26 protein-coding genes are annotated in these 23,821 nt (G+C 61.2%); 4 read left to right on the top strand and 22 right to left on the bottom strand.

What is annotated here, in order from left to right:
* Positions 1 to 47: 47 nt before the first annotated feature.
* From AB4Y87_RS01530 to AB4Y87_RS01470, 13 genes are all read right to left on the bottom strand, one after another.
* On the bottom strand, positions 48 to 341 hold the full coding sequence (locus tag AB4Y87_RS01530) for a hypothetical protein (RefSeq protein ID WP_442002736.1): 294 nt from the start codon (positions 339 to 341) through the stop codon (positions 48 to 50).
* 207 nt (positions 342 to 548) lie between these two features.
* Complete coding sequence (locus AB4Y87_RS01525; RefSeq protein ID WP_442002735.1) at positions 549 to 1,292, bottom strand: SDR family oxidoreductase; 744 nt, start codon at positions 1,290 to 1,292, stop codon at positions 549 to 551.
* A 108-nt stretch (positions 1,293 to 1,400) separates the two neighbouring features.
* Positions 1,401 to 2,144 (bottom strand): SDR family oxidoreductase, encoded by a 744-nt coding sequence (locus AB4Y87_RS01520; RefSeq protein ID WP_442002734.1) that lies wholly within the window; start codon positions 2,142 to 2,144, stop codon positions 1,401 to 1,403.
* 89 nt (positions 2,145 to 2,233) lie between these two features.
* Positions 2,234 to 3,130, bottom strand: coding sequence for an RNA polymerase sigma-70 factor (locus tag AB4Y87_RS01515; protein WP_442002733.1), 897 nt, complete (start codon positions 3,128 to 3,130; stop codon positions 2,234 to 2,236).
* 116 nt (positions 3,131 to 3,246) lie between these two features.
* Entirely contained in the window at positions 3,247 to 4,980 is a 1,734-nt protein-coding gene (locus AB4Y87_RS01510) for an FAD-dependent oxidoreductase (RefSeq protein WP_442002732.1), read from the bottom strand.
* Positions 4,981 to 5,464: 484 nt separating this feature from the next.
* Positions 5,465 to 6,304 (bottom strand): sulfurtransferase, encoded by an 840-nt coding sequence (locus tag AB4Y87_RS01505; RefSeq protein WP_442002731.1) that lies wholly within the window; start codon positions 6,302 to 6,304, stop codon positions 5,465 to 5,467.
* Between the two features lie 60 nt (positions 6,305 to 6,364).
* Positions 6,365 to 8,041: a monocarboxylate uptake permease MctP gene (gene mctP / locus AB4Y87_RS01500; RefSeq protein ID WP_442002730.1), complete on the bottom strand. Its 1,677-nt coding sequence runs from the start codon at positions 8,039 to 8,041 to the stop codon at positions 6,365 to 6,367.
* Positions 8,038 to 8,337, bottom strand: a complete 300-nt coding sequence (locus AB4Y87_RS01495) for a DUF3311 domain-containing protein (protein WP_442002729.1) — start codon at positions 8,335 to 8,337, stop codon at positions 8,038 to 8,040. The genes mctP and AB4Y87_RS01495 overlap by 4 nt, the downstream gene beginning before the upstream one ends.
* A gap of 236 nt (positions 8,338 to 8,573) precedes the next feature.
* The gene (locus AB4Y87_RS01490; RefSeq protein WP_442002728.1) at positions 8,574 to 9,107 is read right to left on the bottom strand and encodes a hypothetical protein; all 534 of its coding nucleotides are present in this window, start codon (positions 9,105 to 9,107) and stop codon (positions 8,574 to 8,576) included.
* 43 nt (positions 9,108 to 9,150) lie between these two features.
* A complete protein-coding gene (locus AB4Y87_RS01485; RefSeq protein ID WP_442002727.1) occupies positions 9,151 to 9,375 on the bottom strand; it encodes a hypothetical protein in 225 nt (74 codons plus the stop codon).
* An 8-nt stretch (positions 9,376 to 9,383) separates the two neighbouring features.
* The gene (locus AB4Y87_RS01480) at positions 9,384 to 9,785 is read right to left on the bottom strand and encodes an RNA polymerase sigma factor (protein WP_442002726.1); all 402 of its coding nucleotides are present in this window, start codon (positions 9,783 to 9,785) and stop codon (positions 9,384 to 9,386) included.
* A 136-nt stretch (positions 9,786 to 9,921) separates the two neighbouring features.
* Positions 9,922 to 10,938 (bottom strand): CU044_5270 family protein, encoded by a 1,017-nt coding sequence (locus AB4Y87_RS01475; RefSeq protein WP_442002725.1) that lies wholly within the window; start codon positions 10,936 to 10,938, stop codon positions 9,922 to 9,924.
* Positions 10,904 to 11,500: an RNA polymerase sigma factor gene (locus AB4Y87_RS01470; protein ID WP_442002724.1), complete on the bottom strand. Its 597-nt coding sequence runs from the start codon at positions 11,498 to 11,500 to the stop codon at positions 10,904 to 10,906. Before AB4Y87_RS01470 ends, AB4Y87_RS01475 begins: the two co-directional genes overlap by 35 nt.
* Before the next feature lie 186 nt (positions 11,501 to 11,686).
* Between AB4Y87_RS01470 and AB4Y87_RS01465 the strand changes: the two genes are divergently transcribed.
* Positions 11,687 to 12,055, top strand: coding sequence for a nuclear transport factor 2 family protein (locus AB4Y87_RS01465; protein WP_442002723.1), 369 nt, complete (start codon positions 11,687 to 11,689; stop codon positions 12,053 to 12,055).
* 403 nt (positions 12,056 to 12,458) lie between these two features.
* Here AB4Y87_RS01465 and AB4Y87_RS01460 read toward each other — a convergent pair whose 3' ends face one another.
* The 9 genes from AB4Y87_RS01460 to eat form a co-directional block, all read right to left on the bottom strand.
* A complete protein-coding gene (locus AB4Y87_RS01460; RefSeq protein WP_442002722.1) occupies positions 12,459 to 13,010 on the bottom strand; it encodes a hypothetical protein in 552 nt (183 codons plus the stop codon).
* 99 nt (positions 13,011 to 13,109) lie between these two features.
* Positions 13,110 to 13,715: a TetR/AcrR family transcriptional regulator gene (locus tag AB4Y87_RS01455; RefSeq protein ID WP_442002721.1), complete on the bottom strand. Its 606-nt coding sequence runs from the start codon at positions 13,713 to 13,715 to the stop codon at positions 13,110 to 13,112.
* Between the two features lie 44 nt (positions 13,716 to 13,759).
* Positions 13,760 to 14,518 (bottom strand): MerR family transcriptional regulator, encoded by a 759-nt coding sequence (locus tag AB4Y87_RS01450; protein ID WP_442002720.1) that lies wholly within the window; start codon positions 14,516 to 14,518, stop codon positions 13,760 to 13,762.
* 80 nt (positions 14,519 to 14,598) lie between these two features.
* Entirely contained in the window at positions 14,599 to 15,255 is a 657-nt protein-coding gene (locus tag AB4Y87_RS01445; protein ID WP_431117871.1) for a PadR family transcriptional regulator, read from the bottom strand.
* A 142-nt stretch (positions 15,256 to 15,397) separates the two neighbouring features.
* Complete coding sequence (locus AB4Y87_RS01440) at positions 15,398 to 16,180, bottom strand: 3-oxoacyl-ACP reductase (RefSeq protein ID WP_280626356.1); 783 nt, start codon at positions 16,178 to 16,180, stop codon at positions 15,398 to 15,400.
* 31 nt (positions 16,181 to 16,211) lie between these two features.
* Complete coding sequence (locus AB4Y87_RS01435) at positions 16,212 to 17,582, bottom strand: aldehyde dehydrogenase family protein (protein WP_442002719.1); 1,371 nt, start codon at positions 17,580 to 17,582, stop codon at positions 16,212 to 16,214.
* On the bottom strand, positions 17,579 to 18,349 hold the full coding sequence (locus tag AB4Y87_RS01430) for a gamma-glutamyl-gamma-aminobutyrate hydrolase family protein (RefSeq protein WP_442002718.1): 771 nt from the start codon (positions 18,347 to 18,349) through the stop codon (positions 17,579 to 17,581). The genes AB4Y87_RS01435 and AB4Y87_RS01430 overlap by 4 nt, the downstream gene beginning before the upstream one ends.
* Positions 18,330 to 19,712 carry a glutamine synthetase family protein gene (locus AB4Y87_RS01425; RefSeq protein WP_442002717.1) on the bottom strand — a complete coding sequence of 461 codons (1,383 nt, stop codon included), beginning with the start codon at positions 19,710 to 19,712 and terminating at the stop codon, positions 18,330 to 18,332. Before AB4Y87_RS01425 ends, AB4Y87_RS01430 begins: the two co-directional genes overlap by 20 nt.
* 50 nt (positions 19,713 to 19,762) lie before the next feature.
* Positions 19,763 to 21,193 (bottom strand): ethanolamine permease, encoded by a 1,431-nt coding sequence (gene eat, locus AB4Y87_RS01420; protein WP_442002716.1) that lies wholly within the window; start codon positions 21,191 to 21,193, stop codon positions 19,763 to 19,765.
* 305 nt (positions 21,194 to 21,498) lie between these two features.
* Between eat and AB4Y87_RS01415 the strand changes: the two genes are divergently transcribed.
* From AB4Y87_RS01415 to AB4Y87_RS01405, 3 genes are all read left to right on the top strand, one after another.
* Positions 21,499 to 22,215 carry a FadR/GntR family transcriptional regulator gene (locus AB4Y87_RS01415; RefSeq protein ID WP_442002715.1) on the top strand — a complete coding sequence of 239 codons (717 nt, stop codon included), beginning with the start codon at positions 21,499 to 21,501 and terminating at the stop codon, positions 22,213 to 22,215.
* 181 nt (positions 22,216 to 22,396) lie between these two features.
* Positions 22,397 to 23,218 (top strand): ammonia-dependent NAD(+) synthetase, encoded by an 822-nt coding sequence (gene nadE, locus AB4Y87_RS01410; RefSeq protein WP_442002714.1) that lies wholly within the window; start codon positions 22,397 to 22,399, stop codon positions 23,216 to 23,218.
* Between the two features lie 485 nt (positions 23,219 to 23,703).
* Positions 23,704 to 23,821, top strand: a 118-nt coding sequence (locus tag AB4Y87_RS01405; RefSeq protein ID WP_442002967.1) for a transposase, incomplete at its 3' end; no start/stop codon positions are given.

Raw genomic sequence — 23,821 nt, 5'->3', positions numbered from 1 at the left:
TCCGGTTGCCGGAGGGCGCCGTCGTCGTCTGCGTCCTGCGAGGGCTGTCAGGCCTCAGGTCCTGCGGTCTGGAAATTGTGGACATCGAAATAGCTGATCTCCGGCTGCGCAATTCCGAGTTCGGCTGTAACCGGGCCGAGCTTCTCTTGGTAGAAGGAATCGGCCTGCTCGCGGGTCCGCCACACATCCACGATCCGGGCACCGTTGTCGGTCCCTGATGCCCAATGGAAGAGCCCGCCCGGGGCCCCGGGTCCGCCGGGAGCGAGTCCTAGTCGCTGCACCACTTTGTCATAATCCTCAAGGGTGCCTTCGGTGAAATCCATGATTACTGCAACGGCCATAATGGACCTCCAATGGGAACGGCGGGGGATAGTCCCACTGCCATTCGCAACGCTAGACCTGCCCAAATACTCGGTCAATAGACTGCTGACGCTGAGTAAGGGGTCTCCTCCACAGGGGCCATTTTGAGTACATTTTTAATCGAAAAGCCGGGAGCGGAGCGCCCTTTTCAACGGTCCTCTGTAAAGGACACCCCGCACACGGTCCGGCTACTGCTGGCTCAGCCACTCCTCAAAGCGGGTGTCATAAATGGTCGCCTCGGTGCCGGGAAGCAGCTCGCCATTCTGGAGCATGGCGTTGAAGTAGCGCGCGCTGGGGTCAGTGACAACCTCGCGGGGGTCGCCACGGAAGCTGAGGCCCTTGCGGATGAGCTCGTCGAGACCGAACTGCTCGGGACCGGCGACCTCAACGGTGGCGTTTTGTGGACTTCCGACGGCGGTGCGTGCAACTGCGGTGGCCACGTCCTCCGCGGCCATTGGCTGGATCCGGGCGGGCGACAGACGAACAATGTTTCCCTCGGTCGCGGCCTGGGCGATGCTCTTGACGAACTCGAAGAACTGCGTCGCATGAACAATCGAATAGGGGACGCCCGATTCCTTGATGAGCTTTTCCTGAGCGATTTTCGCCCGGAAGTAGCCGCTCTCCAACAGTCGCTCGGTGCCCACGACCGAAAGCGCGACATGGTGCCCGACACCGGACTCCTTCTCCGCAGCGAGCTGGTTGCGGGTGGAGGTTGTAAAGAAATCGAGCACAGCCGCATCTTCAAACGAGGGCGAGTTCGACACATCGACTACGGTGTCCGCTCCCTGCAAGACATCCGCGAGGCCCTCGCCCGTGAGCGTGTTCACGCCTGAGTCAGGGGAAGCGGCAACTGCTTCGTGTCCATGTTCGCGGAACTTGCTGACCAGCTTCGAGCCGATCAGGCCAGTGCCGCCGATAACTACGATCTTCATGATCTTTCCTTCCGATAAGTGGGCGTGAAGGGATGCAGTGACATCCGTCCACCAGGTATGACCGGGTACCAACACAATCTGTGACAGGCTGAGCAAAGACAGGCCGTGCTAGGACGTCACGTTCAGCCACTCTTTGAGGGTGATGTCCCCGATCCGGGATTCACCCACGGGAACGATGCTCGTCTCTTCGATCGGTATGCCGAAGTAGCCGGCCTGGGTGTCAACAACCACTGGGCGGGGATCATTGTGGGCCTCGAGAACCCGGCCTACGAATTCATTAATTCCTGCGCGCTCAGGACCCGCCATTTCCAGGACGCCGTCGATCGCTGGCGAGACGGCCGTCTCCGCCACGATGCGGGCAACGTCGGCAGCAGCCATCGGCTGCATCAGGTAATTTGTCGCATAAATGGAGCCGTCGCGCATTCCTGCATTGGCGATGATCGGGATGAACTCGAAGAATTGAGTTGCCCGCAGAATGGTGTACGGCACTCCGCCATCTCTAACAGCCTTCTCCTGCGCGGCTTTTCCGGCGAAGTAGCCGACGTCGATACGATCGGTTCCAACGACCGACAGAGCCACATGATGCCGCACGCCGGCCCTTTTCCCGGCAGCGAGAAGATTGCGGGATGAAGTGGAGAAGAAGGGAACGACTACCTTCTCGTCGAAATCGGACGTGTTCGTCAAGTCGACAACGACGTCCGCCCCCACCATCGCCTCATCCAATCCATGGCCGGTCACCGAATCCACCCCGGTGGAGGGGGACGCCGCTTTCGCCTCATGACCCTGACTGCTGAGGATCTCCACAACTTGCTTGCCGATCAGGCCAGTGCCGCCGATTACAACGATCTTCATGATGATCTTTCCCTCCGATGTTGGCGTAGCGGAATGTAGAGCCATTCCGTCCACCAGCTATGACCGGATACCGGATCAATCTGTGACAGTCAGCCCCCAACCCTCGTCACGCCGGAGAGTTTGTCTGGATTCATCGTCCACAACAGCCGATCAATACCGTCGGCAGACGCAGTGAGGGTCACCACCGCAAACACCACCCCGTCCCGGGCCAGGCGTGCGGAGGGCCGGCCGTTGGCCATGAAAGCCTGGGTATCGACACCAAGCCAGAAACGCGACGCGAACGCCTGGTAGTACTTCGCGACCCGTTCCCGTCCGACAACAGGGAACTTCGAAGCCCGAACCTTCCCACCGCCGTCGGAGTAACTGACGACGTCGGCGGCGAACAGCGCCTCCAGCGCGGCCAGGTTGCCGGTTCGCGCAGCGGCCAGGAATGCCTCCAGCAGTTGCCGTTGCTCGGTCACGCTCACCTGAGCACGTTTCTCCTCTGCAAGGTGTTTGCGCGCGCGGCTGACCAACTGGCGGGCATTGCCTTCCGTCTGTTGGATGACCTCGGCGATCTGCTCGTACGGGTAGTCGAATGCCTGCCGCAGCACGTAGGCTGCACGTTCGGTTGGCGACAACTTTTCCAGTATCAGCAACACCGCAAACTCGAGCGCTTCACCACGCAAGGCGCCCAGTTCGGGGTCGGCGCTTGTGTCCACCGGCTCGGGCAGCCAGGGACCCACATACGTCTCACGACGGACACGTGCCGACTGCCCGACATTGATGGCGAGACGGGTGGCGGTAGTCGCCAGGAATGCCGGCGCATGCCGAACCAGGCTGCGATCGCATGTCTGCCATCGGACCCACGTCTCCTGGACGATGTCTTCGGCCTCGCTGACACTTCCGAGCATGCGGTAGGCGATCCCGAACAATCGAGGACGGACTTCCGCGAAAATAGTCGATGCCGTTTCCAATTCGGCCGCTGACCCCGTGTCGGCATCCATGCGCCCAATGTTACTGCTCGAAGGATTGGACGCTGGCCGTGGAAGCCTGAGCTTGGGTGACCTACGACGGCGGGCGAATCTGGCGGTAAATTGGTATTCCAATTCTTACCCGCCACTCACTCGACGAGTTTGTCAGCGGTCGTGACCGGTCGACGCATGTGCTTCGCAATCTCCTGCGATACAGGTGCGATGGCTTCGTGCTCGATGCCACGAGCAGGAGACCAGACGAGATTCACCTGCAAGCTTGAATCAAGATCCGGATAGTCGCTGCGGTTATGACAGCCTCGTGTTTCACGGCGTTCACGGGCAGCTTCGAGCGTCGCACGGGCGGCAAGAGCGGCTGCCTTCAAGTCGAAAGCGTGTGCAAGATCCTGATATCCGGCAATGTCGGGATGCACGCCCACGTCGATGATGCGGGCCTCAATGTCGTCGAGCTCCGCCAGGCCCTGCTTAAGACCTTCTTCGTTGCGCACAACACCCGCATGCTCGGTCATGGTGTCCCGGATGGCCCGCTGAAGTACGCGGACGTTCTCGTGTCCCTTGGCGTTGAGCAGCTCAGCTATCTCTTGCCGGGCTTCATCCACCGCTTTCGCTGACCGGACGTGTGCTGTGAGGGATCCCGAATACTCAGCGGCGGCTTTGCCGACGATCCTGCCGAAGACCAGGAGCTCGATCAGCGAGTTGCCTCCCAAACGGTTGGCGCCATGCAGGCCGCTTGAGGCTTCCCCGATTGCGTAGAGACCCGCGACATCCGTGCTGTGATCGTCGGGACGGACCCAGACGCCGCCCATGGAGTAATGCGCTGTCGGTGCGATTTCCATGGGCGTCGTCGTGATGTCGAGCATCTGCAATTCGAGCATGGTCTGATAAACACGCGGCAGGCGACGCATGATCGTCTCCCGAGGCAGATGTGAAACGTCCAGCCACACGCCACCATTGGCCGTGCCGCGCCCGTCTTGAATCTCTGTATAACAAGCCAAAGCCACCCGATCTCTGGTGGAGAGCTCCATGCGCTCTGGATCGTATTTGGCCATGAATCGTTCGCCGAGGGCATTGGTGAGGATACCGCCCTCGCCGCGCGCGGCTTCCGAAATGAGCGTTCCTGCGGCGTTCTCTGGCTCAAGAATGCCTGAGGGATGGAACTGGACCAGCTCGGGGTCGCGGATGCGGCCGCCTGCGAGCACTGCCAGGCGGAAGGAATCACCAGTGTTCTCGTCCCGCCGGCTGGACGTGCGTCGCCAGATGCGGGTATGCCCTCCGGCAGCGAGCACCACGGCGTCGGCATGGATCCGGTAGCGCGTCCCGTCCGAGAGCCGGAAGCCGTAGGCACCGAAGACTCGGCCCTCGGTGACGAGGATGCGCGTGATGTAAACATCGTCCAATATTGGAATGTCGAGCTCCGCGGCGCGACTCACAAGCGTGCGCTGAATTTCAAGCCCCGTATAGTCGCCACTGAAAGCTGTCCGGCGGAACGTATGAGCGCCGAAGAAACGCTGGCTGATCCGCCCGTCTTCCTCGCGGGCGAACGGCATGCCGTAACGTTCCAGGTCGCTGATTCCCTGCGCGGCACCCTTGGTGACAATCTCCACGATCTCAGGGTTCGCAAGATCGTAGCTCTCCAGGATTGTGTCTGCGGCATGCTGCTGCCAACTGTCATCCGCATCCATCGTGCCGAGAGCGGCGTTGATGCCTCCCGCCGCGAGCGAAGTGTGGGCGTCGCTTCTGGGCCTTTTGCCGACAGCGAGCACATCCACACCCAACTCGGCCAACTCGATGGCGGCGCGGAGTCCGGCGCCTCCCGTGCCAATGACGAGCACCGACGTCGACACGAGCAGTTCCTGAGGCTTCATCACTACATTCCATTCACTCGGGATATCTGAAGTTAAGATTCCTTGAGGCGCGCGCCGGTATCTCATCTTGGATTTCGTTGGCGCAGCAAGTCCTCCGGTCTCGTTACTGACTAAGACCGGACAGCCCTCGGATTTGTGACAGAAGAAACGACGGCCAGGGCTGCGCGTACCCGCGCGAATGGTATTGGTCGATCAGGGCGGGCACTCCGGAACACCCGTATTCCGCAATTGCGCAGCGGCGTCAGCTGTCCTCGGCCCGTGCTGCCCTCTTCAACTCAGCGATCCTCAGCCGTAAGAAGATGATGGCCAAGACCAGGGCGTACACGGCCATGACGGACACCGCGAATCACGAAGACCGCGTAAAGGATCCCGAGGATTCCGAAGGCTGGACTCAAATTCACTACTACCCCCAATAGTTGTTGAGCCCCAATGCTACGCAAGCCACCAGCGATTCCCACGGAGGCTGGAAGGCGTAGGTCCGTTGTCAGCCAAGCTCGGCTCGGCGGTGAGGCTCGGCTCCGTACTCTGACCAACCGCCTGCGTAGAGACGGCCGCGGCCGAGTCCTGCATGCTCCAGGGCGAGAAGGTTGTGGCAGGCCGTGACGCCCGATCCACAGTAAGAGACGACGGCGCTCGCATCTTCGATCCCAACCTTCGCAAACGCTCGTCGGACCTCGGCGATCGGGCGCAGGCGTCCATCAGGGGCGAGGTTTCCACGGCACGGGACGTTCACTGCGCCGGGGATGTGTCCGGCTTGGGGGTCGGTGGGCAGTTGGAGGCTTCCGTCGAAGCGGTCGGCATTGCGGGCGTCGACGATGATCCCGGCAACCCCTGCCGTGATGTCCTCAAGGTGGGCGAGATGCCCCTCCGGCCAAGGAGACGGCGTGAAGGTCGCGGGTGTCGGCGTCGCGGGCTTCGTCTCCAGCGGTCCCGTCCACGCGGCAATCCCGCCGTCGAGCAACGCCGCCCGGTGCCCGAGCGCACGCAGCATCCACACGAGCCGCGCGGCGATGACTCCTCCGGCGTCGTCATAGGCGACGACGGTCGTGTTGTCGCCTATTCCCAAGGAGGACATTCCCTGTGCGAACACGTCAGGGTCGGGAAGCGGGTTCAGCCCGTGTGGTCCCGAACTCCCAGACAGCCATGAATCCAGGTCCACAAACACCGCATCCGGAAGGTGCCCGCCGTCGTAGGCTGCACGGCCCGACGCGCCGTCGAGGTACCACCGAACATCAGCGGTAACAATGTTGCTTCGGTGCGCCGTAAGCCAGGCGGCATCAACAAAGGGCAGAAGGTCCTCTTGGGTTATCAGACTGTCATCCATACAGTGCAGGCTAGAGGATGCGTCCACTATTCGAGCAAAAACGTCTCATTATGCGGATCCTTAGCTGAGCGGGTACTCGCGCTGGAGCTTGGCGACTTTGGGGTCGTTCTCGTCCGCTCCGTAGTCGGAGTTTCGCGTAATGTCCTTTCCATCGGGGAGCTTCATCGCACGGAAGAGCAGCGACAGGATAACGGCAACTATCAGGTTGATCGCGAAGGCCACTACGGCGATGTAGACCTGCACGTTGGTGCCGGGGATGGCGGCGATGGAGCCACCGAAATTGGCCTTTGTCACCGGATTCACCACGTTGTAAGCTGCAACGGTTCCGTAGATGATTCCGGCTACCCAGCCTCCGAAGAGCGCCCAGCGATGGAACCAGCGGGTGTAGAGTCCTGCCACGATCGCCGGGAATGTCTGCAGGATCCAGATACCGCCGAGAAGCTGCATGTTGATTGCGGCAGACTGGTCCATCGCGATGACGAAGATCAGTGCTCCGAACTTCACCACGAGCGACGCGATCTTGGAGACCCTCGCTTCCTGCCGCGGGTCGGCGTCGGGCTTTATGAGGTCGCGGTAGATGTTGCGGGTAAACAAGTTGGCAGCTGCGATCGACATGATGGCTGCTGGAACCAGGGCGCCGATCGCGATGGCGGCCAAGGCGATCCCTGCAAACCATGCGGGGAAGTTGTCCAAGAACAACTGCGGAACCACCAGTTGCGGATTTATGGCACCGTTGAGGTCAACGGGCTTGGTGCCAGCAGCGATGGCTGCGTAGCCCAGGAGGGCAAGGAATCCCAGCATCAGCGAGTACAAGGGCAGCACTGCCGCATTCTTGCGGATCGTGTTCCTGCTCTTGGTCGCCAGGACCCCCGTCACCGAGTGCGGGTACATGAACAGCGCCATCGCCGAGCCAAGAGCGAGTGTCCAATACGCCGAGTAGCTGGCAGCGCCTGGGATAAAGATGCCGGCCGGTTTGCCTGTAGCGGGACTAACGGCGTCGAGTTTCGTCTGGGCGGCGCCAAAGATGTTGTCCCAGCCCCCGAACTTGATCGGCATATAGATCACCGCGACGATGACGGCCAGATAGATCAAAAGATCCTTCACGACGGCGATAAGCGCCGGGGCCCGCAGGCCCGAGGTGTACGTGTAGGCGGCCAGGACCACGAAAGCGATGATCAGCGGCAAGTCTGTCAACAGTGCATTCTCGGCGCTGCCGAGGCCTAGCACCGTGAGCACGGCTTTGATGCCAACCAATTGCAGCGCGATGTACGGCATGGTCGCGACAATGCCGGTAAGTGCCACGGCAACGGTCAGTGCCCTGCTGCCATAGCGCCCGCCAACGAAGTCCGCCGGCGTTACGAACCCGTGCCGGTGCGAGACCGACCACAGCCGGCTCATCAGCAGGAATACGATCGGGTAAAGCACGATCGTATATGGCACCGCGAAGAAGCCGCTCACTGCTCCCGTTGCCCACATTGCCGCCGGGACTGCCACGAACGTGTAGGCCGTGTAGAGGTCGCCACCGAGGAGGAACCACGTCACCCACGTTCCAAAACCACGGCCACCCAGCCCCCATTCATCGAGGCTGTGCAAACCGGTCTCTCTGTCCGCACGCCACCGTGCAGCGAAGAAACCCAAAACCGCCACGAGAATAAAGAGAGCGACGACGATGGCGAGTGCGATGCCGTTGACGGGACGATCGCCTGTGGTCTCTACCGGTACGGCGAGCGCGTTCATTGTTCCTGCTCCTCGGCTTGTTCCTGCGCCTCGGAGCGTGTGCCCCGGACGGCCGCGCGGCGGCGGCGGTCCTCCTTGGTAACCAGCCAGTAGGAGACCCCGACCAGGCCTGCGGTGATCGGGACCCAGAGCATTTGGTACCAGTAGAAGAACGGCATACCGGCCAGCCGTGGCTTATCCATTGCGTACGCCGGGACGAACAAGGGAACCAGAACGGAGATGGCTAGCAGGATTCCGGCCACAATATACGGACCGGGCCTTGCTGGCCCGCGAGTCGGCAGATCGGGAGTTGACATCGACGCCTCCTTATAGAGACGGCCCCCGGATCGGGATGGGCTTCCCGGGGTGTGCCGGTGGCCTGATGGGCGCTAAACATACCCATAAACACAGAATAGATTCTGGACTAATTCTTTGATAGATAAGGCTCCTTATTTTCGTCTGTCTGGTGCGAAAATCGCGGCTCCGGGCCGTTGAGTTCAGGCCTTAGGGGGTGGCGCGGGATTTATCGGTAGTCCAATACGTATGGGCTGATTCAGTGAAAGGGAAGTTCTGAGCCCTGGGGGAAAGACAGCACTCCCTGTGCGGGGGTCATGGTGAACCATTCGTCGCCCTGCTTGGTGGCAAAAATGATGACTCTTTCAGCAGTGTCCAGTGGGTCGCCATCCGGGTAGGACCCTCCTGCAGTGCAGGTCGGGGGCATGGAGGTGATGCGCATGTTCCCGTGTCCGGGATTCCCTTTGAGTAACTGCTCGACTTCCACAAGGTGGGTGGTGGCCTCCTGACCATAAATCGTGGTCCCTCCTGCCCGTCTTACAGACTTTCCGATGAGCACCAGGCCGGCTTTGTCGTATTGGTCCTGAGGGGTCGCAAACCGGACCCAGTCCACGCACGCAAAGGGTCCACCACTTGGAACGGGGCTACTGGTAGAAGCGGGAATCGAGCTAGTGGCCTTCGTCGTGGGCTCAGTAATTACCGGATCGCCCGCCAACTTGTTGCCGCACGATGTCAGCAGCATGGTGAGAAAAAGGGGCAGGATCAGGCATCGCCATAACCGAACGGGTTTCATTGTGCTCCCTCAAAGGTGGATGCTGACCGAGCGACTAATCGGTTCATCCGGGCGGGGCGCTTCGCGTTGGGTAGGAGGGTATTCCCCCGCCGGAGCCGGAGGCCATGAAGACGCCGATTTGGGTTTCTCCATCGCTTCTGAAGACGGGGATCTCGCGCGGAGGGCGAGGGGTGTTGAAGTTCTTGAGGGCGTCTTCAGGGCTGGTCGGCATGGGGCCGTCGTATAGGTCGCTGGCGTAGGCGTAACCGGATTGCCCGTTCGTGGCCATCACAGCGATCAAGTCGGGGGAGCCTGGGCAAGGTCATGGTCAAGGTTGTCCTGGTAAGAGCGGTAAGAATCTGCCGTTGGGTCCGTCAGGTCGCCGCTGCGGGGAAGGGCTTTCAGGAGGCGTTGGTAGCGCAACGCCGTCCGGGCGCTGTTACGTGACATGTTCGTCGTCGTGACCAGCAACCACGGAAGGACAGATCCTTCCACGACCCGGACCTGCTTTCGCCGCCGCCAGAGCTCCAGAAAGGAGGCAGCCATGATGTCTTCAGCCTCGTGGTGATTCCCGCAGAGCCGGTACGCATGGCGGAAGACGCGGTCCCGATGCAGGTCATACAAGGCGCCAAAGGCATCGCCATGGCCCAGAAGACTCTGGTGCCACAACCCCTCTTCGCTGTCTGTGTTGTTCCCCATGCCCTTTAGTGTCCGGCAATGCCCAAAAGGTTTCACCGAATCAGAAAAAGTTAAAGAAGACCGGCACACGGTGCCGGTCTTCTTCTCTCGTTACTCTCGTCTCGCTGCCATCATCCATGAGGGAACAGGCGGAGCGTTACGGTGCGGTGTCCGAAATGGTCGTTTCGATCGCGGTCCAAGTCGTAGCTGTTCCCGCAGGAATAGATCCCCGGGGTTCGGTCAGCACTTCACGTTCGCCGATCAACAGACCTGTCTTGGGGTCGATGATGATGTCTTGACGGCGGTTGGAAGCTGTCTCCACTCGCCCGATGGCGATGCCTTTTCTTCCATCGAGCGTGGCTTGCTCGTCGGTGACGGTCACCCCTGGGATGAGCGCTGCAGACTTGTACAGTGCAGCGCGCAGATCGGCAGGGACTATGCCCGTCCTGAGCAGGTCGGCGATGAACACCAGCGCCTCGCCATCCTTGGACTGGCCCTTGCCGTTTGTTTGCCGCTGGATTTCAGCCAGGAGGGCGTTTGGATCGCGTGGGAAGGTGGCCAGGGCATCCTGCGAGGGAAAGCTGGACTGCTCAGGTGGGGTGCCGTGGAAGCTTCCGTTATTGCCCCGGAGCACGTACGCTTCGGCAGGTTCCATACTGGAGGCGTATTCTTTCGATTTCTCATCAAAGAACGTTGTGGGGATTCTTCCTGATCTTTCCCGGACCCACTCCTCCTCGCGGTTGGCTGGGATGTACATGGCGCTCTTTTCAGTGTCCAGCCACTCATACTCGCTGCCATCCGCCGTAACCGCGGCACTACCCCACATATTGGTGCTTTGGATCTTCAAGTACTGTCCAGGGCCCGGTACAAGGTCTGCTGTCTGGATGGTTGTCTCGGCAGCGGCGTTGAGCACCTCTGCGGCCTGCGCGGTGGCTGCTCCCCGCAGTGGGCCGGGCCCAAAGACGTCGCCACTGACCAGGAGGCCAGCGACTAAAGCCGTTGCCGCTGAAACAAGCCCCCACCTCATTGCCATGCGGCGACGCGGGTTCTTCTGAAGCTTTACCGCGTGGGGATCAATACCTTGCAGTAACTTGGTCCGAACCCTGTCGATAGCCGCATCGGTGGCAATGGGAGTCCTGTCACGCATTTCGCGCAGGAGTGATAGCTCGTCCATGCTCAATCTCCTCTTCATCTATGTTCAGCAGGCCGGCGGCACCTCGAATGATGCGCCGCGCCCTGTTAAGCCGTGACCGGACAGTGCCAACGGGAACGCCGGTTGCCAGTGCTATGCCCTCGCAAGTCAGGTCAGCCCACGCATAGAGCAGCAAGCATTCCCGATCTGCTGTCGAAAGCGTCCGGATCGCTGCGGCCAGATTGGAAGACTTCACGGCTGCGTCCAGCCGCTCAGCCACACGATCGGCACCGTCCTCGTAGCTGTCTCTGCCTGCAGCTTTCGCGAAGGCTCTTAGCCGCCTTGCTTCAGTGCGGTGATGCCGGCGGAGAAGATTGGTCGCGATGCCGAATAGCCATGGCCTGGCATCATCCCACTCGTAGTCAAAAGCCTCCCGGCTTTCATAGGCGACCAAGAACGTTTGCGACATGACGTCTTCAGCTACTGAGTCACCTGCCCGGGTAGCCGCGTAGCGGTACACCGCCCGCGAATACTTGTCATAAAGCGCGGCGAAGGCCTGCGGGTCCTTGCTGGAGCGGCGAATCAAGTCGCTATCGGTAGTCACAAACTGTATTGCCCCTTGGCAGGAAAAGAGTTCACGGCAGTCTAGGTCGAAACCGCACCATCGTCGGACCACTCGATAAGTGGCACGGCAAAAACCCGATAAGTGGCAAGGAAAAATGACCGTTTCTTGATTAGTTCTCGGCACTGTCAGTTCCCAACGCCAGCCATTGACTGACACACTCAATGAATGCTCACTCAGGACGAGGTGCTCAAAGCTGCTGTAGAAAGGGCCGACGCCCTTGCGCGACGTGACGGAGAATCTTTGATTCGTCTGCTGCACCCCAAGTTTTGCTGGATCTCGCATCAAGGCGAGCGGTTCGACCGCGATACCTACGTTCGATCAAACATCGGCGGTCAGAACAATTGGCACTCGCAAACCCTCGAACAGCCCACGATCACGATCTTCTGTACAACCGCTGTCTTGACCTGCATCGCTTCTGACGATGTATCCACAGCGGCCGGCCGGAGGCAAAATCGCATGCCCATGACCCAAGTCTGGATCCGGGAAGAGGGCAGCACGCTACTGGTCGCCGGACATGCAGGTCCGCTTCTCTAGCCACGCCCAGGGTTAACTATGTTCCGGGTGTAAACGGCATCTTCATCGAGCTCCGGATATGCGCCAAAAAAGGACGGTGCTGGGACGAACATCTGTTGAAGGTTCCTGTTCCACTCGATAACCCAGTGTGATACGAATGAGACGAGGGCAAGCAACCCCCTTGCAACTTAGGGTTTGTCAGAATATTTGGAAAGGTAAGGACTGAAATGCTCATACTCGGAGTTGTTCTACTAATCCTTGGTTATATCTTCAACATTGGAATCCTGATAACTATTGGGTGGATTGTGGCTGTTATCGGCCTCATCCTCTTGGTGCTCGGTGCAATCGGACGCCCTCTTGCCGGAAGACGGTACTGGTACTAATCGCGGCCCGAGCCGCTACAGGGCATCCAGCGCCGTTTCCACTATTCGATGACGGACATGGGTAAGCCGCCCCCATGTACCGACGGCGTGATGCTGTCGAGCTGCCAGCCATCCGCGGATGCCCGGAACGTCGCCGTCTGAGGCAGCGAGTAGCTGGACGGGACGCTGCTTGGTCCATTCGCTGCCGAGGCCTGGTGTTGCTCGGTGAATTCCTTGAAATGGACGCTCGCTTCCGAGCCGGCCACCTCGATTGAGTCCACCGTGATCGTCGTCGAAAAGTCCGTGTACCAGAAACCCATCGACTTGAAGCCGGCCTTTGACCTCGCCACCACTGGAAGGTCCCTGGCACGCTTCGCCTGGTAGGCCGCCGTCGACTGCGCGTCGCTGAGATGCGGCGCCGGGGGAACGTCGAGGGCAGTGCCGTTGCGGTCCTCAACGGCAGTCTGGATGATGGCCGAAAGCTCAGAGGACGACGGGCTGGGCACAGCTGCTGAGGGAGACCCGACCATGAGCGGCCCGGCACCAGGCTGGCATCCGGAAAGGGCAAGCCCAAGCAACACTGCGATAGCGGCCAACGAGCCTCGGTAAGTCATCGTGGTCCCCCTGCCGGATGTCCTCACAGCCTGCCCTGACGGTTCCAGTCAGTCAACCAGAGACGGATGACGGGCGTAGAAGGGTCAGGTCGCGCTTCATCAGTGTCGGCCGTCGTGACGCGAAGGAGCGAAAGCGATCTGCTCCGTGCGGGCAATGCCTCGCTCGATGGCAGCCTTGTCTATACCCAGGAGCGTGGTGAGCCACATGCCGTTTTGCACGACGACGATGTCTGCTGCGCGCTCCTTACTCTCATCGGCGGAAAGCTCGGGTTTGGCATTCCCTATGAGTGTGGCTAGCCCGTCCAGATACCGGTCGAACGCCGCCGCGTTGATCCGTGCAAAGTCCTCATGGGCCTGGGCGAGCGCCCACAGGTGGAGGCGGAGGGACAGGTACGGCGTGGTCAGGAGATCGGGGTCCGCAACGCGCCGAAGTGACTCTCGGAGTTGCTCCTCAGGGGTTGAGGCCGGCTCCGGCTCCACCAGCATGAGGTCGTGCTCTTCAATCCGGTGAAGTACCGCACGGATCAAGCTCGACTTGTCTTCGTAGTAGTAGTTCACGAGCCCCAAGGCGACGCCGGCTTCACGCGCCACGGCCCGCATATTGATGCCCGAAATGCCGTGGCGGGACAGCAGTTCCAGGGCCGCTTCGAGAATGCGAGTCTGCCGGTCAACCTGTTCGCTGGACTTTACGGTGCTAGTACCCATTCGGCCAGACTATTGCCAAACCCCGGTCAACGCATCCCGGCTGCCTACAGGTTCTCCTCCGCGTAAACCCGCAGGGCATCCCGAACGAACGTGGCTCCTGACTCCCCGCCATAGTTCGCGGCAAATCTGGGGTCCGCAACGTACATCTCGCCGAGGCCTGTGACGTAACCCTTCACGTCTCCGCCAGGTGCCGCCGTCGGGGTTCCAGGGATTCCGCGGAGCCATTCGACGTGGCGCCTTGCCAGTTCCTGTGCTTCAGCGCTATCGGGCGTAATTCCGGACGTCGCAGCTGAGATCCAGTCGCTCCCGAGTTTGCGGGAGCGTTCCTTCCATTGCTGTTTTTCTTCGGCGCTCATACCGCGCCACCAAGCGTCACTTGTGGCGTAAGCGTCCTTGCCCCAGCGCTCCTCTACCTCGTCCTTGTACTGCGTGTGGTCGAAGCCATCAAACATGTCCTGTGCCATGTACTTTCCATCCCCTTTCAATGTGTCAATGGTTTGCCGGACCGACGCGATTTGCCGCGCCAGTCGGTCCTGCTCTTGCCCAAGCCATTCCAAGTGGCCGCTCAACGCCTTGACGGTGTCGGTCTCCCGGGCAAGCACGTCGGCAATTGCAGGCAAACCCAGTCCAAGCTCCCTAAGCAGGAGGATCCGCTGGAGCTGCACCAAGGCCGGACCGTCGTAATAGCGGTAGCCGTTATGACCGGTCCGGCTTGGCTTGAGCAGCCCAATGTCGTCGTAGTGACGCAGCGTGCGGCTGGTGGTCCCTGCCATCTTGGCGATTTCCTGGATCGACCAGTCCATGAGTCCTCCGTCCTGGCCCTCTCGTTCCTGGCTTGTCCTTTGACAGTAATGGTTGACGTTACGTCAAGGTCAAGGGGGAATTAGTCGGCCAGGATCAGGTACAGCGCACGGCGGGTTTCATCGAGTTTCTCGATTGCTGCCCGGCGTTGTTCATCGGTTGCCGCGGCGCGGAACTGGTGGACAACGCCCATGAGTTTCCCGATGCTCTGGTGGAACTCCTGCATGTTTCCGTCGGCCTCGGTGTTCCAGGCATTGGCGAGCTCTTCCTCATGCTCGGCAACGTAGGCGCGGCCGTCGTCCGTCAAGGTGAATTCTGTCCGACGTCCCTCGCCCACGGCTGTGATGAGCTCTTCATCGACCAGCTGCTGCAACGTGGGGTAGACAGATCCGGGGCTGGGCCGCCATGTTCCGGACGTCTTTTCCGCAATCGTCCTGATGAGCCCATAGCCGTTGGACGGCGACTCGGCCAGCAAGGACAGGATGGCTGCCCTGACGTCGCCGCGGTTTGCCCGTCGCCCGCCACCAGGACCAAAGCCCCTCGGGCCGAAACCGCCCGGGCCGAAGCCGCCGGGTCCAAAACCAGGCCCGAAACCGCCGGGCCCAAAGCCGGGTCCGCCGTGCCCGTGGGGACCGCGGCGCCCCTTGCCTCGATTGAAGCGGCCTCTTCCCTGGCCGTGTTCGGGGAGTCCGGAGCCATGCTCCGGGAAGGTGTTGTCGTGTTCGTGGATGCCTTTCATAACAGCATCGTCCTCTCGGTATAAGTGTTCGCCGAAGGAGTATCGGCGATAGTTAACGATATATCGGTAACTATCGTGACGTCAAGAGTCTTAAACGCGCAAGCTGCCCCCGCCCGAGCGGGCAGGGGCAGCAGGAGAGATGCTACGAGAGGGGAGTGACGTAAGCGCCCGAGATGCCGCCATCCACCAGGAACGTGGAGGCCGTGATGAAGGAAGCGTCATCGCTGGCAAGGAACGCGACGGCTGCAGCCAGCTCTTCCGGTTCCGCGAAGCGGCCCAGAGGAACGTGCACCAAGCGGCGTGCTGCCTTCTCAGGATCCTTCGCGAAGAGTTCCTTCAGCAGGGGAGTGTTCACCGGTCCCGGGCACAGCGCATTGATGCGGATGCCCTGCCGTGCAAACTCGACGCCGAGTTCCCGGCTCATGGACAGGACGCCGCCCTTCGAGGCGCTGTAGGAAATCTGGGATGTTGCCGCGCCCATGACGGCCACGAACGATGCCGTGTTGATGATGGATCCCTTGCCCTGCTCCTGCATGTAAGGAATGGCGTACTTGCAGCAGTAGTAGACGGAGGTCAGGTTCACTTCCTGCACCCTGCGCCAGGCGTCGATTCCGGTGTCCAGGATGGAAGCGTCGTCGGCGGGAGAGATGCCCGCGTTGTTGAACGCGATGTCAACGCTGCCGTACGTCTCCTTGGTCTGGGCGTAGAGGTTGCGGACTTCTTCTTCACTGGTCACGTCTACTTTGACGAACAGGCCGCCCACTTCGCTGGCGGCCGCAATCCCGGAGGTCGGTTCGATGTCGGCGATCACGACGTTGGCGCCCTCGGCTGCCATCCGGCGTGCCGTGGCCAGGCCGATGCCGCTGGCACCACCAGTGATGACTGCGCTGCGGCCGGCGAGACGGTTGGAAACTACTGCTTGCATTGGTGCTCTCCTTTGAAAGAGTGGAAAAAGATCAGGCGGACTGGGTGGAGATGAAGACGTTCTTGACCTCGCTGAAGGCATCAAGGGCGTCGGGGCCGAGCTCACGGCCAAGGCCGGACTGCTTGAAGCCTCCAAACGGGGTGGAGTACCGGACAGATGAATGGGAGTTCACGGAGAGGTTGCCCGATTCGACTCCCCGGGCCACACGGAGTGCCCGGTCCACTTTGGACGTCCAGATGGAGCCGGACAGGCCGTACTCGGTGTTGTTGGCGATCCGTATGGCATCTGCTTCGTCGTCGAACGGCACCACTGCAACAACCGGACCGAAGATTTCGTCGGTGAAGGACGGCGCCTTCAGATCCGGTGTGAGCACTGTGGGTGGGAACCAGAAGCCCGGTCCTTCCGGCGCCTTCCCCTGGAAGGCGACCGGGGCGCCGTCGGGCACGAAAGCGGAAACCGTGTCCAACTGCTGGGCCGAAATCAGCGGCCCCATGGTGGTGGCCGGATCTGCGGGGTCTCCGACACGCATGCCGAGGACCTCTGGCTCCAACAGTTCCAGGAAGCGCTCGTAGACGCTGCGCTGCACGAGGATCCTGGAGCGTGCGCAGCAGTCCTGACCGGCGTTGTCGAAAGCACCGCCGGGGGCGGCGGCCGCAGCCATCTCAAGGTCGGCGTCGTCGAAAATGATGTTGGCGCTCTTGCCGCCGAGTTCCAGCGTCACGCGCTTCACCTGGTCAGCGCAGCCTGCCATGATCTGCTTGCCAACGCCGGTTGAGCCGGTGAACACCACCTTCCTGACCGCCGGATGCGTGACGAACCGCTGACCCACCACGGAACCCTTGCCCGGAATCACCTGGAAGACGCCCTCAGGAAGGCCGGCTTCAAGAGCCAGTTCACCTAGGCGGATGGCGGTCAGCGGTGTCACCTCGGCCGGTTTGAGCACCACCGTATTGCCTGCGGCCAGCGCGGGGGCGAATCCCCACCCGGCAATGGGCATCGGGAAGTTCCAGGGAACAATGATGCCAACAACGCCCAGCGGCTCGTGGAAGGTCATGTTGACGCCGCCTGCCACAGGAATTTGGCGGCCGAAATGCCGTTCCGGAGCGGCCGAGTAGTAATTGAGGACGTCGCGCACGTTGCCCGCTTCCCATCGGGCGTTGCCAATGGTGTGCCCCGCGTTGCGCACCTCCAGTTGCGCGAGGTTCTCCAGATCATTGTCGACGGCGGCAGCGAACCGTCGCAGCAGCAACGCCCGGTCCGCGGGGGCAACGGCCCGCCACGCTTCGTAGGCAGCGGCTGCCTTGGCAATGGCGGCGTCTGTTTCGGCCACGCCAGCGAGCGGAACGGTCTGGATGACCTCCTCGGTGGCCGGATTGATCACATCAAACACTGTTGCTGTCATGCGGGGGACATCGCTTTCATGGTTGCGGTCTGGTCTGAGCGGTAGCTGGCGGCGGCGTCCACAAAGCCGCGGAACAGCCGGAGATCATGGGGGTTGTGTTCCGGATGGAACTGGACGCCAAGAACCCAGCCGCCCTCAGTGGTTTCAATGGCCTGCACCAGGCCATCGGCGGAGCGGGCTGTCACGCGCAGGGTTTCAGGCACTTCGTCCATGGCCTGGTGGTGGTAGCACGGCGAAGTGGCGGAATCACCCAGGAGGTGGTGGATGAGGCTGCCGGGCGTGGTGTCGAATGCCGCCTCACCATAGACACCAGGTGCTGGCTGGCTGTTACTGCCGGGAAGGACGTCCGGGATGTGCTGGATCAACGTTCCGCCTAAAACCACGTTCAGGAGCTGGGCTCCCCGGCAAATCGCGAACAGGGGAAGCTCTCTTTCAAGCGCGGCACGGATCAGCGCTGAGTCATGCTTGTCCCGCAGTGGTTGGGGCTTGGTGGTGGGATGCGGTGCCTGACCGTACAGGGAAGGATCGACGTCGGGACCTCCCACCACGATCAAGCCATCCACCAGATCCAGCACGGATTCGTCGGTGCCCAGCGGAGGCAGCAGGATAGGTGTTGCTCCGGCTGCGACCACCGCCTCCACGTACGATCCGGGGAGAATCGCCGCCGTCGTATTCCACACTCCCCAGGAGGCGTCCTGAAGGTAACTGGTGAGCGCGATTCTGGGCTTGTACGGTTGCCCGTAGGTTTCAGAGACGTTCGAAGCCACGGACCCGCTCCCAATCTGTGATGGCACTGTCGTAGGCGGTGAGCTCCACGTTGGCGGCGTGGACGTAGTGGTCCACTACGTCATCGCCGAAAGCCTTGCGCGCAATGCTGCTTTCGGTCAGGAGGTCCCGCGCATCCCGCAGTGTAGTGGGCAGCCGTTCCGCGTCGGACTCGTAGGCATTGCCCTTGGTGATTGCCGGCAACTGAAGATCGTTCTCGATGCCATGGATGACAGCGGCGATCATTGCGGCCACCGCGAGGTAGGGGTTCACATCGCCGCCGCCCACACGGTTCTCAGTGCGGAGGCCCCGGCCGTGGCCCACCACGCGGAGTGCGCAGCTGCGGTTGTCCAAGCCCCAGGCGATCGCTGTTGGGGCGAAGCTGCCCTCCACGAAGCGTTTGTAGGAATTGATGTTAGGTGCCAGGAAATAGGCGAGTTCGCGCAGCGCCGCGAGTTGACCGGCAACGAACCGTTCCATCAGGGGGCTGAAGCCGTGTTCGCCGTCGCCCGCCAGCACGGGGTTCCCGTCCAGGTCGGTGAGGCTGAAGTGGATGTGGCAGGAGTTGCCTTCGCGCTCGTTGAACTTGGACATGAACGTGATGCTCTTGCCGTACTGGTCCGCGATTTCCTTGGCGCCGTTCTTGTAAAACGTGTGCTTATCGCAGGCGGCGAGGGCTTCATCGAAGCGGAACGTGATTTCCTGCTGGCCGAGGTTGCATTCGCCCTTGGACGACTCGACCACCAGGCCCGCAGCTTCCATATTGTTGCGGATGGAGCGGATTACCGGCTCCAACCGGGCAGTAGCAAGGAGCGAGTAGTCCACGTTGTACTGCGTAGACGGCGCGAGGCCCGTGTAGTTCTTCTGCCAGGCCTGGTTGTAGGAGTCATCGAACATCAGGAACTCCAGTTCGGTCCCTGCGTGGGCCCGGTAGCCCAGCTTTTCGAGTCGCTCGATCTGGGCCTTCAGGATCTGCCGTGGTGATGCTGCTACCGGCGTCCGGTCCGTCCAGAGGACATCGCACTGCACGATGGCTGTGCCGTCGAGCCAAGGAACCCGGCGGAGGGTGGAGACGTCCGGCAGCATCACCATGTCCCCGTAGCCCGTTTCCCAGGACGACATCGCGTAACCGTCCACGGTTTGCATTTCGACATCCACGGCCAGCAGGTAGTTACAGCCCTCCGCGCCGTGGTCCAGAACGTCTTCGAGGAAGGAGCGTGCACCACAACGCTTACCCTGGAGGCGACCCAGCGCATCAGTGATGGCGACAATGACGGTATCAATTTCGCCGCTAGCTACGGATTCGCGCAGTTCGTCGACGGTGAGCTGCCGGTTCCGGCTGGACTCTTGGATGTGGGAATTCATGATGTCTCCGCAGTGTGGTTCTGTGAGTGGATGTCAGTGTCTGCTGGCTGTTACTTCAGTTCGGCCTCGGCCATGGCGAGTTGGGCGAACTCTTCTTCGGGTGCGCCCGCCACGATCCGGTGCCGGCTGTAGAGCCAGTAGTAAAGGAGGGCAGCGGCAAAAATCGCTGCCGTAATGGAAGCGGCAAAGACGTCGACGACGAACGTCGCCACGACTGCCACCGCGGACAGGACCAGGGCAATCGACGTCGTGACGATCCCGCCCGGCGTCCTGTAACCGCGTTCCAGGTTGGGTTCCTTCTTGCGAAGGACGATATGCGAGAGGTTCAGCAGGACGTAGGAAACTGTGGCGCCGAAGACTGCGATGTTGATGAGCAAAGCACCATCCTGCGTCAGGGCAGCCAGTAGGAAGCCGATGGTTCCCGGGACGATCAATGCCCAGTACGGGGTGCGCCGGGCGCCGGTCAGTGACAGCCAACGGGGCAGGTATCCCGCCCGGGACAGGGCAAACAGCTGCCGTGAGTAGGCGTAAATGATGGAGAAGAAGCTGGCTACCAGTCCGGCCAGGCCGGCGTAATTGATGAAGTCGGCCAGGAAAGTGTTGCCACCGTAAGCAATGCGTAGTGCCTCAGGGAGCGGGTTGTCGGATTCGCTCATGGCTTGTGAGCCGGCTGCTCCCGGGACCAGGACCAGCATGAGGGCGCCAAAGATGACCAGGATGATGACGGCCACAATGATTCCCCGGGGCATGTCCCGCTTGGGATTGGACGTTTCCTCGGCTGCGAGGGGAACGCCCTCCACTGCCAGGAAGAACCAGATTCCGTAGACCAGCGCCGCCAGGATGCCGCCGATACCCATGGGCAGGAAGGCGCTGGAGCCGGCGGAACCATCGGGAACAATATCGAACAAGCGGGCGGAATCGAACTTGGGAAGCAGGCCGACGACGGCGGCGGCCAGGGCGATGGTTGCCACCGCGGTGATGGCGAACATGATCTTCAGGGCTTCGCCGACTCCGCGGATGTGGATGCCGATGAAGATGACGTACGTGACCAGGTAGACCGGCCACGAGTTGGTGAGGCCAAAGAGGCCAAGCGCTTCAACATAGCCGCCGATGAACGTGGCAATAGCTGCTGGGGCGACCGCGTATTCGATCAGGACCGCCATACCTGTCGCGAATCCACCGAGGGGTCCCAGAGCCCGGCGGGCGAACGCATAGCCAGCCCCCGCCGTCGGGAGCGTTGATGAGAGTTCAGCGAGCCCGAAAACCATGCAGGTGTACATAATGGCCATGAGCAGGAAGGCGATCAGCAGGCCGCCCCAACCTCCTTGGGCCAGGCCCAGGTTCCAGCCCGCGAAATCGCCGGAGATCACATAGGCCACCCCGAGCCCTGCGAGGAGAACCCATCCGGCGGCACCCCGTTTGAGGCGCCGGTGCTGCAAATACTCATCCTCGCCGCCGGGCGGCTGGTGCACTGTTTCCATGCGTGTTCCTATCGTCTGAGGAATGCTTCTGGGAAGAGTCGAGCGGGGGATCCTTCAGATCCTAAAGGACTGTTTTCAGTCCAAAGTGTGCTTCAAAGTCTGGAGCGTGATTCGCCATGAGTCAAGACTTTTCTGAAAAACCTGATGACTTGGATCACAATTGAGGGCGTGTCCAATGGTTTTTTTGATGACCTTTATTGGTTGGCGTGGGTAGCATGGAGGCAGCAGCGCCCTGTGAACGGCCTCACTGATCGGTGAATGACCTCACTGATGGGCGCAGCCCGCATTCCGTGGAAGGAGATGCCGTGCCGGACTCACCGTTTGGCCCGTCGTTCTCGATGCTGCGCCCAGTCAGGGGCGGCAACGCGTTCGAAGAGACCATCGAACACATCCTGCAGACCATCAAGCTGGGGATCTTCGCTCCCGCCGAAAAACTGCCGCCCGAGCGCGAACTGGCCGAACAATTAGGTGTCAGCCGCGCCACGCTTCGGGATGCGTTGGGGGAGTTGCAGAGTGCCGGCTATTTGGAAGTCCAGCGCGGCCGGTACGGCGGTACGTACGTGTCCACAACGGCAGTCCAGCGCCAGCCGGACCAAGGGCCGCTCGACCCCGCCGAGGTGGAGGACGTCCTGCTCTTCAGGTCCATCATCGAGCCTGCCGCTGCTTCTTTGGCCGCCAAAGCGGACCTCTCCGCGGCTGCCCGGAGGCACCTGCAGGTCTGCCTCTCCGAAGTGAGCGCTTCCCCCGCCGTGGGCTACCGGCCCCGCGATGCCCGGTTCCATATCGCCGTCGCCGAATTGTCCGGCTCCGCAAGCTTGGTGGGCGCCGTGGCCGAAACACGATCCAGGCTCAACGAACTCCTGGACCGGATCCCCTTACTCAGCACCAACCTCGAGCACGCCAACGAACAACACGCCGAGATCGCCGAGGCTATCCTGCGCGGCGATGCCCCCGCCGCCGAACGGGCCACCATCGAACACCTGGAAGGAACGGCTTCACTGCTGCGCGGCTTCCTCGCCTGACGTTCTCTCACGTCCTGCTGCTTTTTGAGCATTGTTCTCTCAGGTCCTGCGGGTTTTTTGTCATCGCTCTCTCACGTCCAATGCCGCCGGGGCCGAATCACCCCGGGCCGAATCACAGCGAGGCCGAATCACGGCGCAATATGGTTGAGCCTTTGTCATGGGGCTGACTAGTGTTGGACACATGCGCGAACTCCAGGCCAAGATCATCGAGGAAATGGGCGTCCAGCCCCGGATCAATCCCCAAGAGGAGGTCCGCAAACGGGTCACATTCCTGAAAGAATATGTGAAAGCCACAGGCACGAACGGCTTTGTGCTCGGCATTTCCGGTGGACTTGATTCCACTCTTGCCGGCCGGTTGGCGCAGCTGGCAGTCGAGGAACTGGAAGCTGAAGGCGTTAACGCGAACTTCGTCGCGATGCGTCTCCCCTACGGCATCCAGCACGACGAAGACGACGCCCAAGCCGCCTTGGACTTCATCAAGGCCAAAAACGAGCGGACCTTCAACATCTCCCGCGCAGTGGACGGATTCGAGGAAGAGTTCGAGAAAGCCACCGGCGCTGAAATCTCCGACTTCCACAAGGGCAACACCAAGGCCCGCGCGCGTATGGTTGCCCAGTATGCACTGGCTGGCGAACACAATTACTTGGTCATCGGCACAGACCACGGCGCCGAGTCCGTCACAGGCTTCTTCACCAAATATGGCGACGGCGGTGCGGATATCCTGCCGCTGTTCGGCCTGAACAAACGCCAGAACCGCGAACTTCTGGCCGAACTTGGCGCGTCCGCGCGGCTTTGGCAGAAGGTTCCCACAGCTGACCTCCTGGACGACAAGCCGGGCCGTACCGATGAAGACGAGCTCGGAGTCACGTACGACCAGATCGACGACTACCTTGAAGGCCGCGAAGTGCCCGACGGCGTCGCTGAAATCATCGAACAGAAATACCTGCGTACGCGCCACAAGCGCACGGTGCCGGTCACGATCTTCGATACCTGGTGGAAATAACCCCCGGATCCTCTCTCACTTCCCACGGTTTTTTGGCGATCGGTCTCTCACGTCCAACGGTTTTTTGGCGATCGTTCTCTCATGTCCAAACGGCTTTTGGCCATCGGTCTCTCACCTCCCACAGGCTTCGACGCCCATCGCGGTGACCCTGGCCTACTCCGCTTAGTACTCGAAGAAGTCCTCTACTTTTGTTTGGTGGCAAGAAGACGTTGGCTTCACCCAGGAACTCGACCTCAACCGTCACCGCTCGTTTTCGGCCAGGGCCTTCGCATCCCAGGCCTACTACTCGCAGTGAGTGCCGACGTCGGACTTTACCGACGGCGGCCATCCCGCCGTCGGGCAGGACGTGAGAGAGCAACCGCCCGAAACGGGCAGGACGTGAGAGAGCAACCGCCCGAAACGGGCAGGACGTGAGAGAGCAACCGCCCGAAACGGGCAGGACGTGAGAGAGCAACTGCGGTCGTATGGTTTTGTGAGACAGCTTGATGGGAGCTTCACTTCAGATGACCACGCCCAGAAGAAAATACGATGCCGCTTTCCGTGAGGACGCTGTGCGGCTTGTTTTGTCCACGAACCGGTCGGTGAAACAGGTCGCCGAGGAGA

The organism is Paenarthrobacter sp. RAF54_2, assembly GCF_052113945.1.
GTDB lineage: Bacteria > Actinomycetota > Actinomycetes > Actinomycetales > Micrococcaceae > Arthrobacter.
The sequence above is the reverse complement of the archived record's forward strand: the minus strand, read 5'-3'. Positions and strand labels throughout refer to the sequence as shown.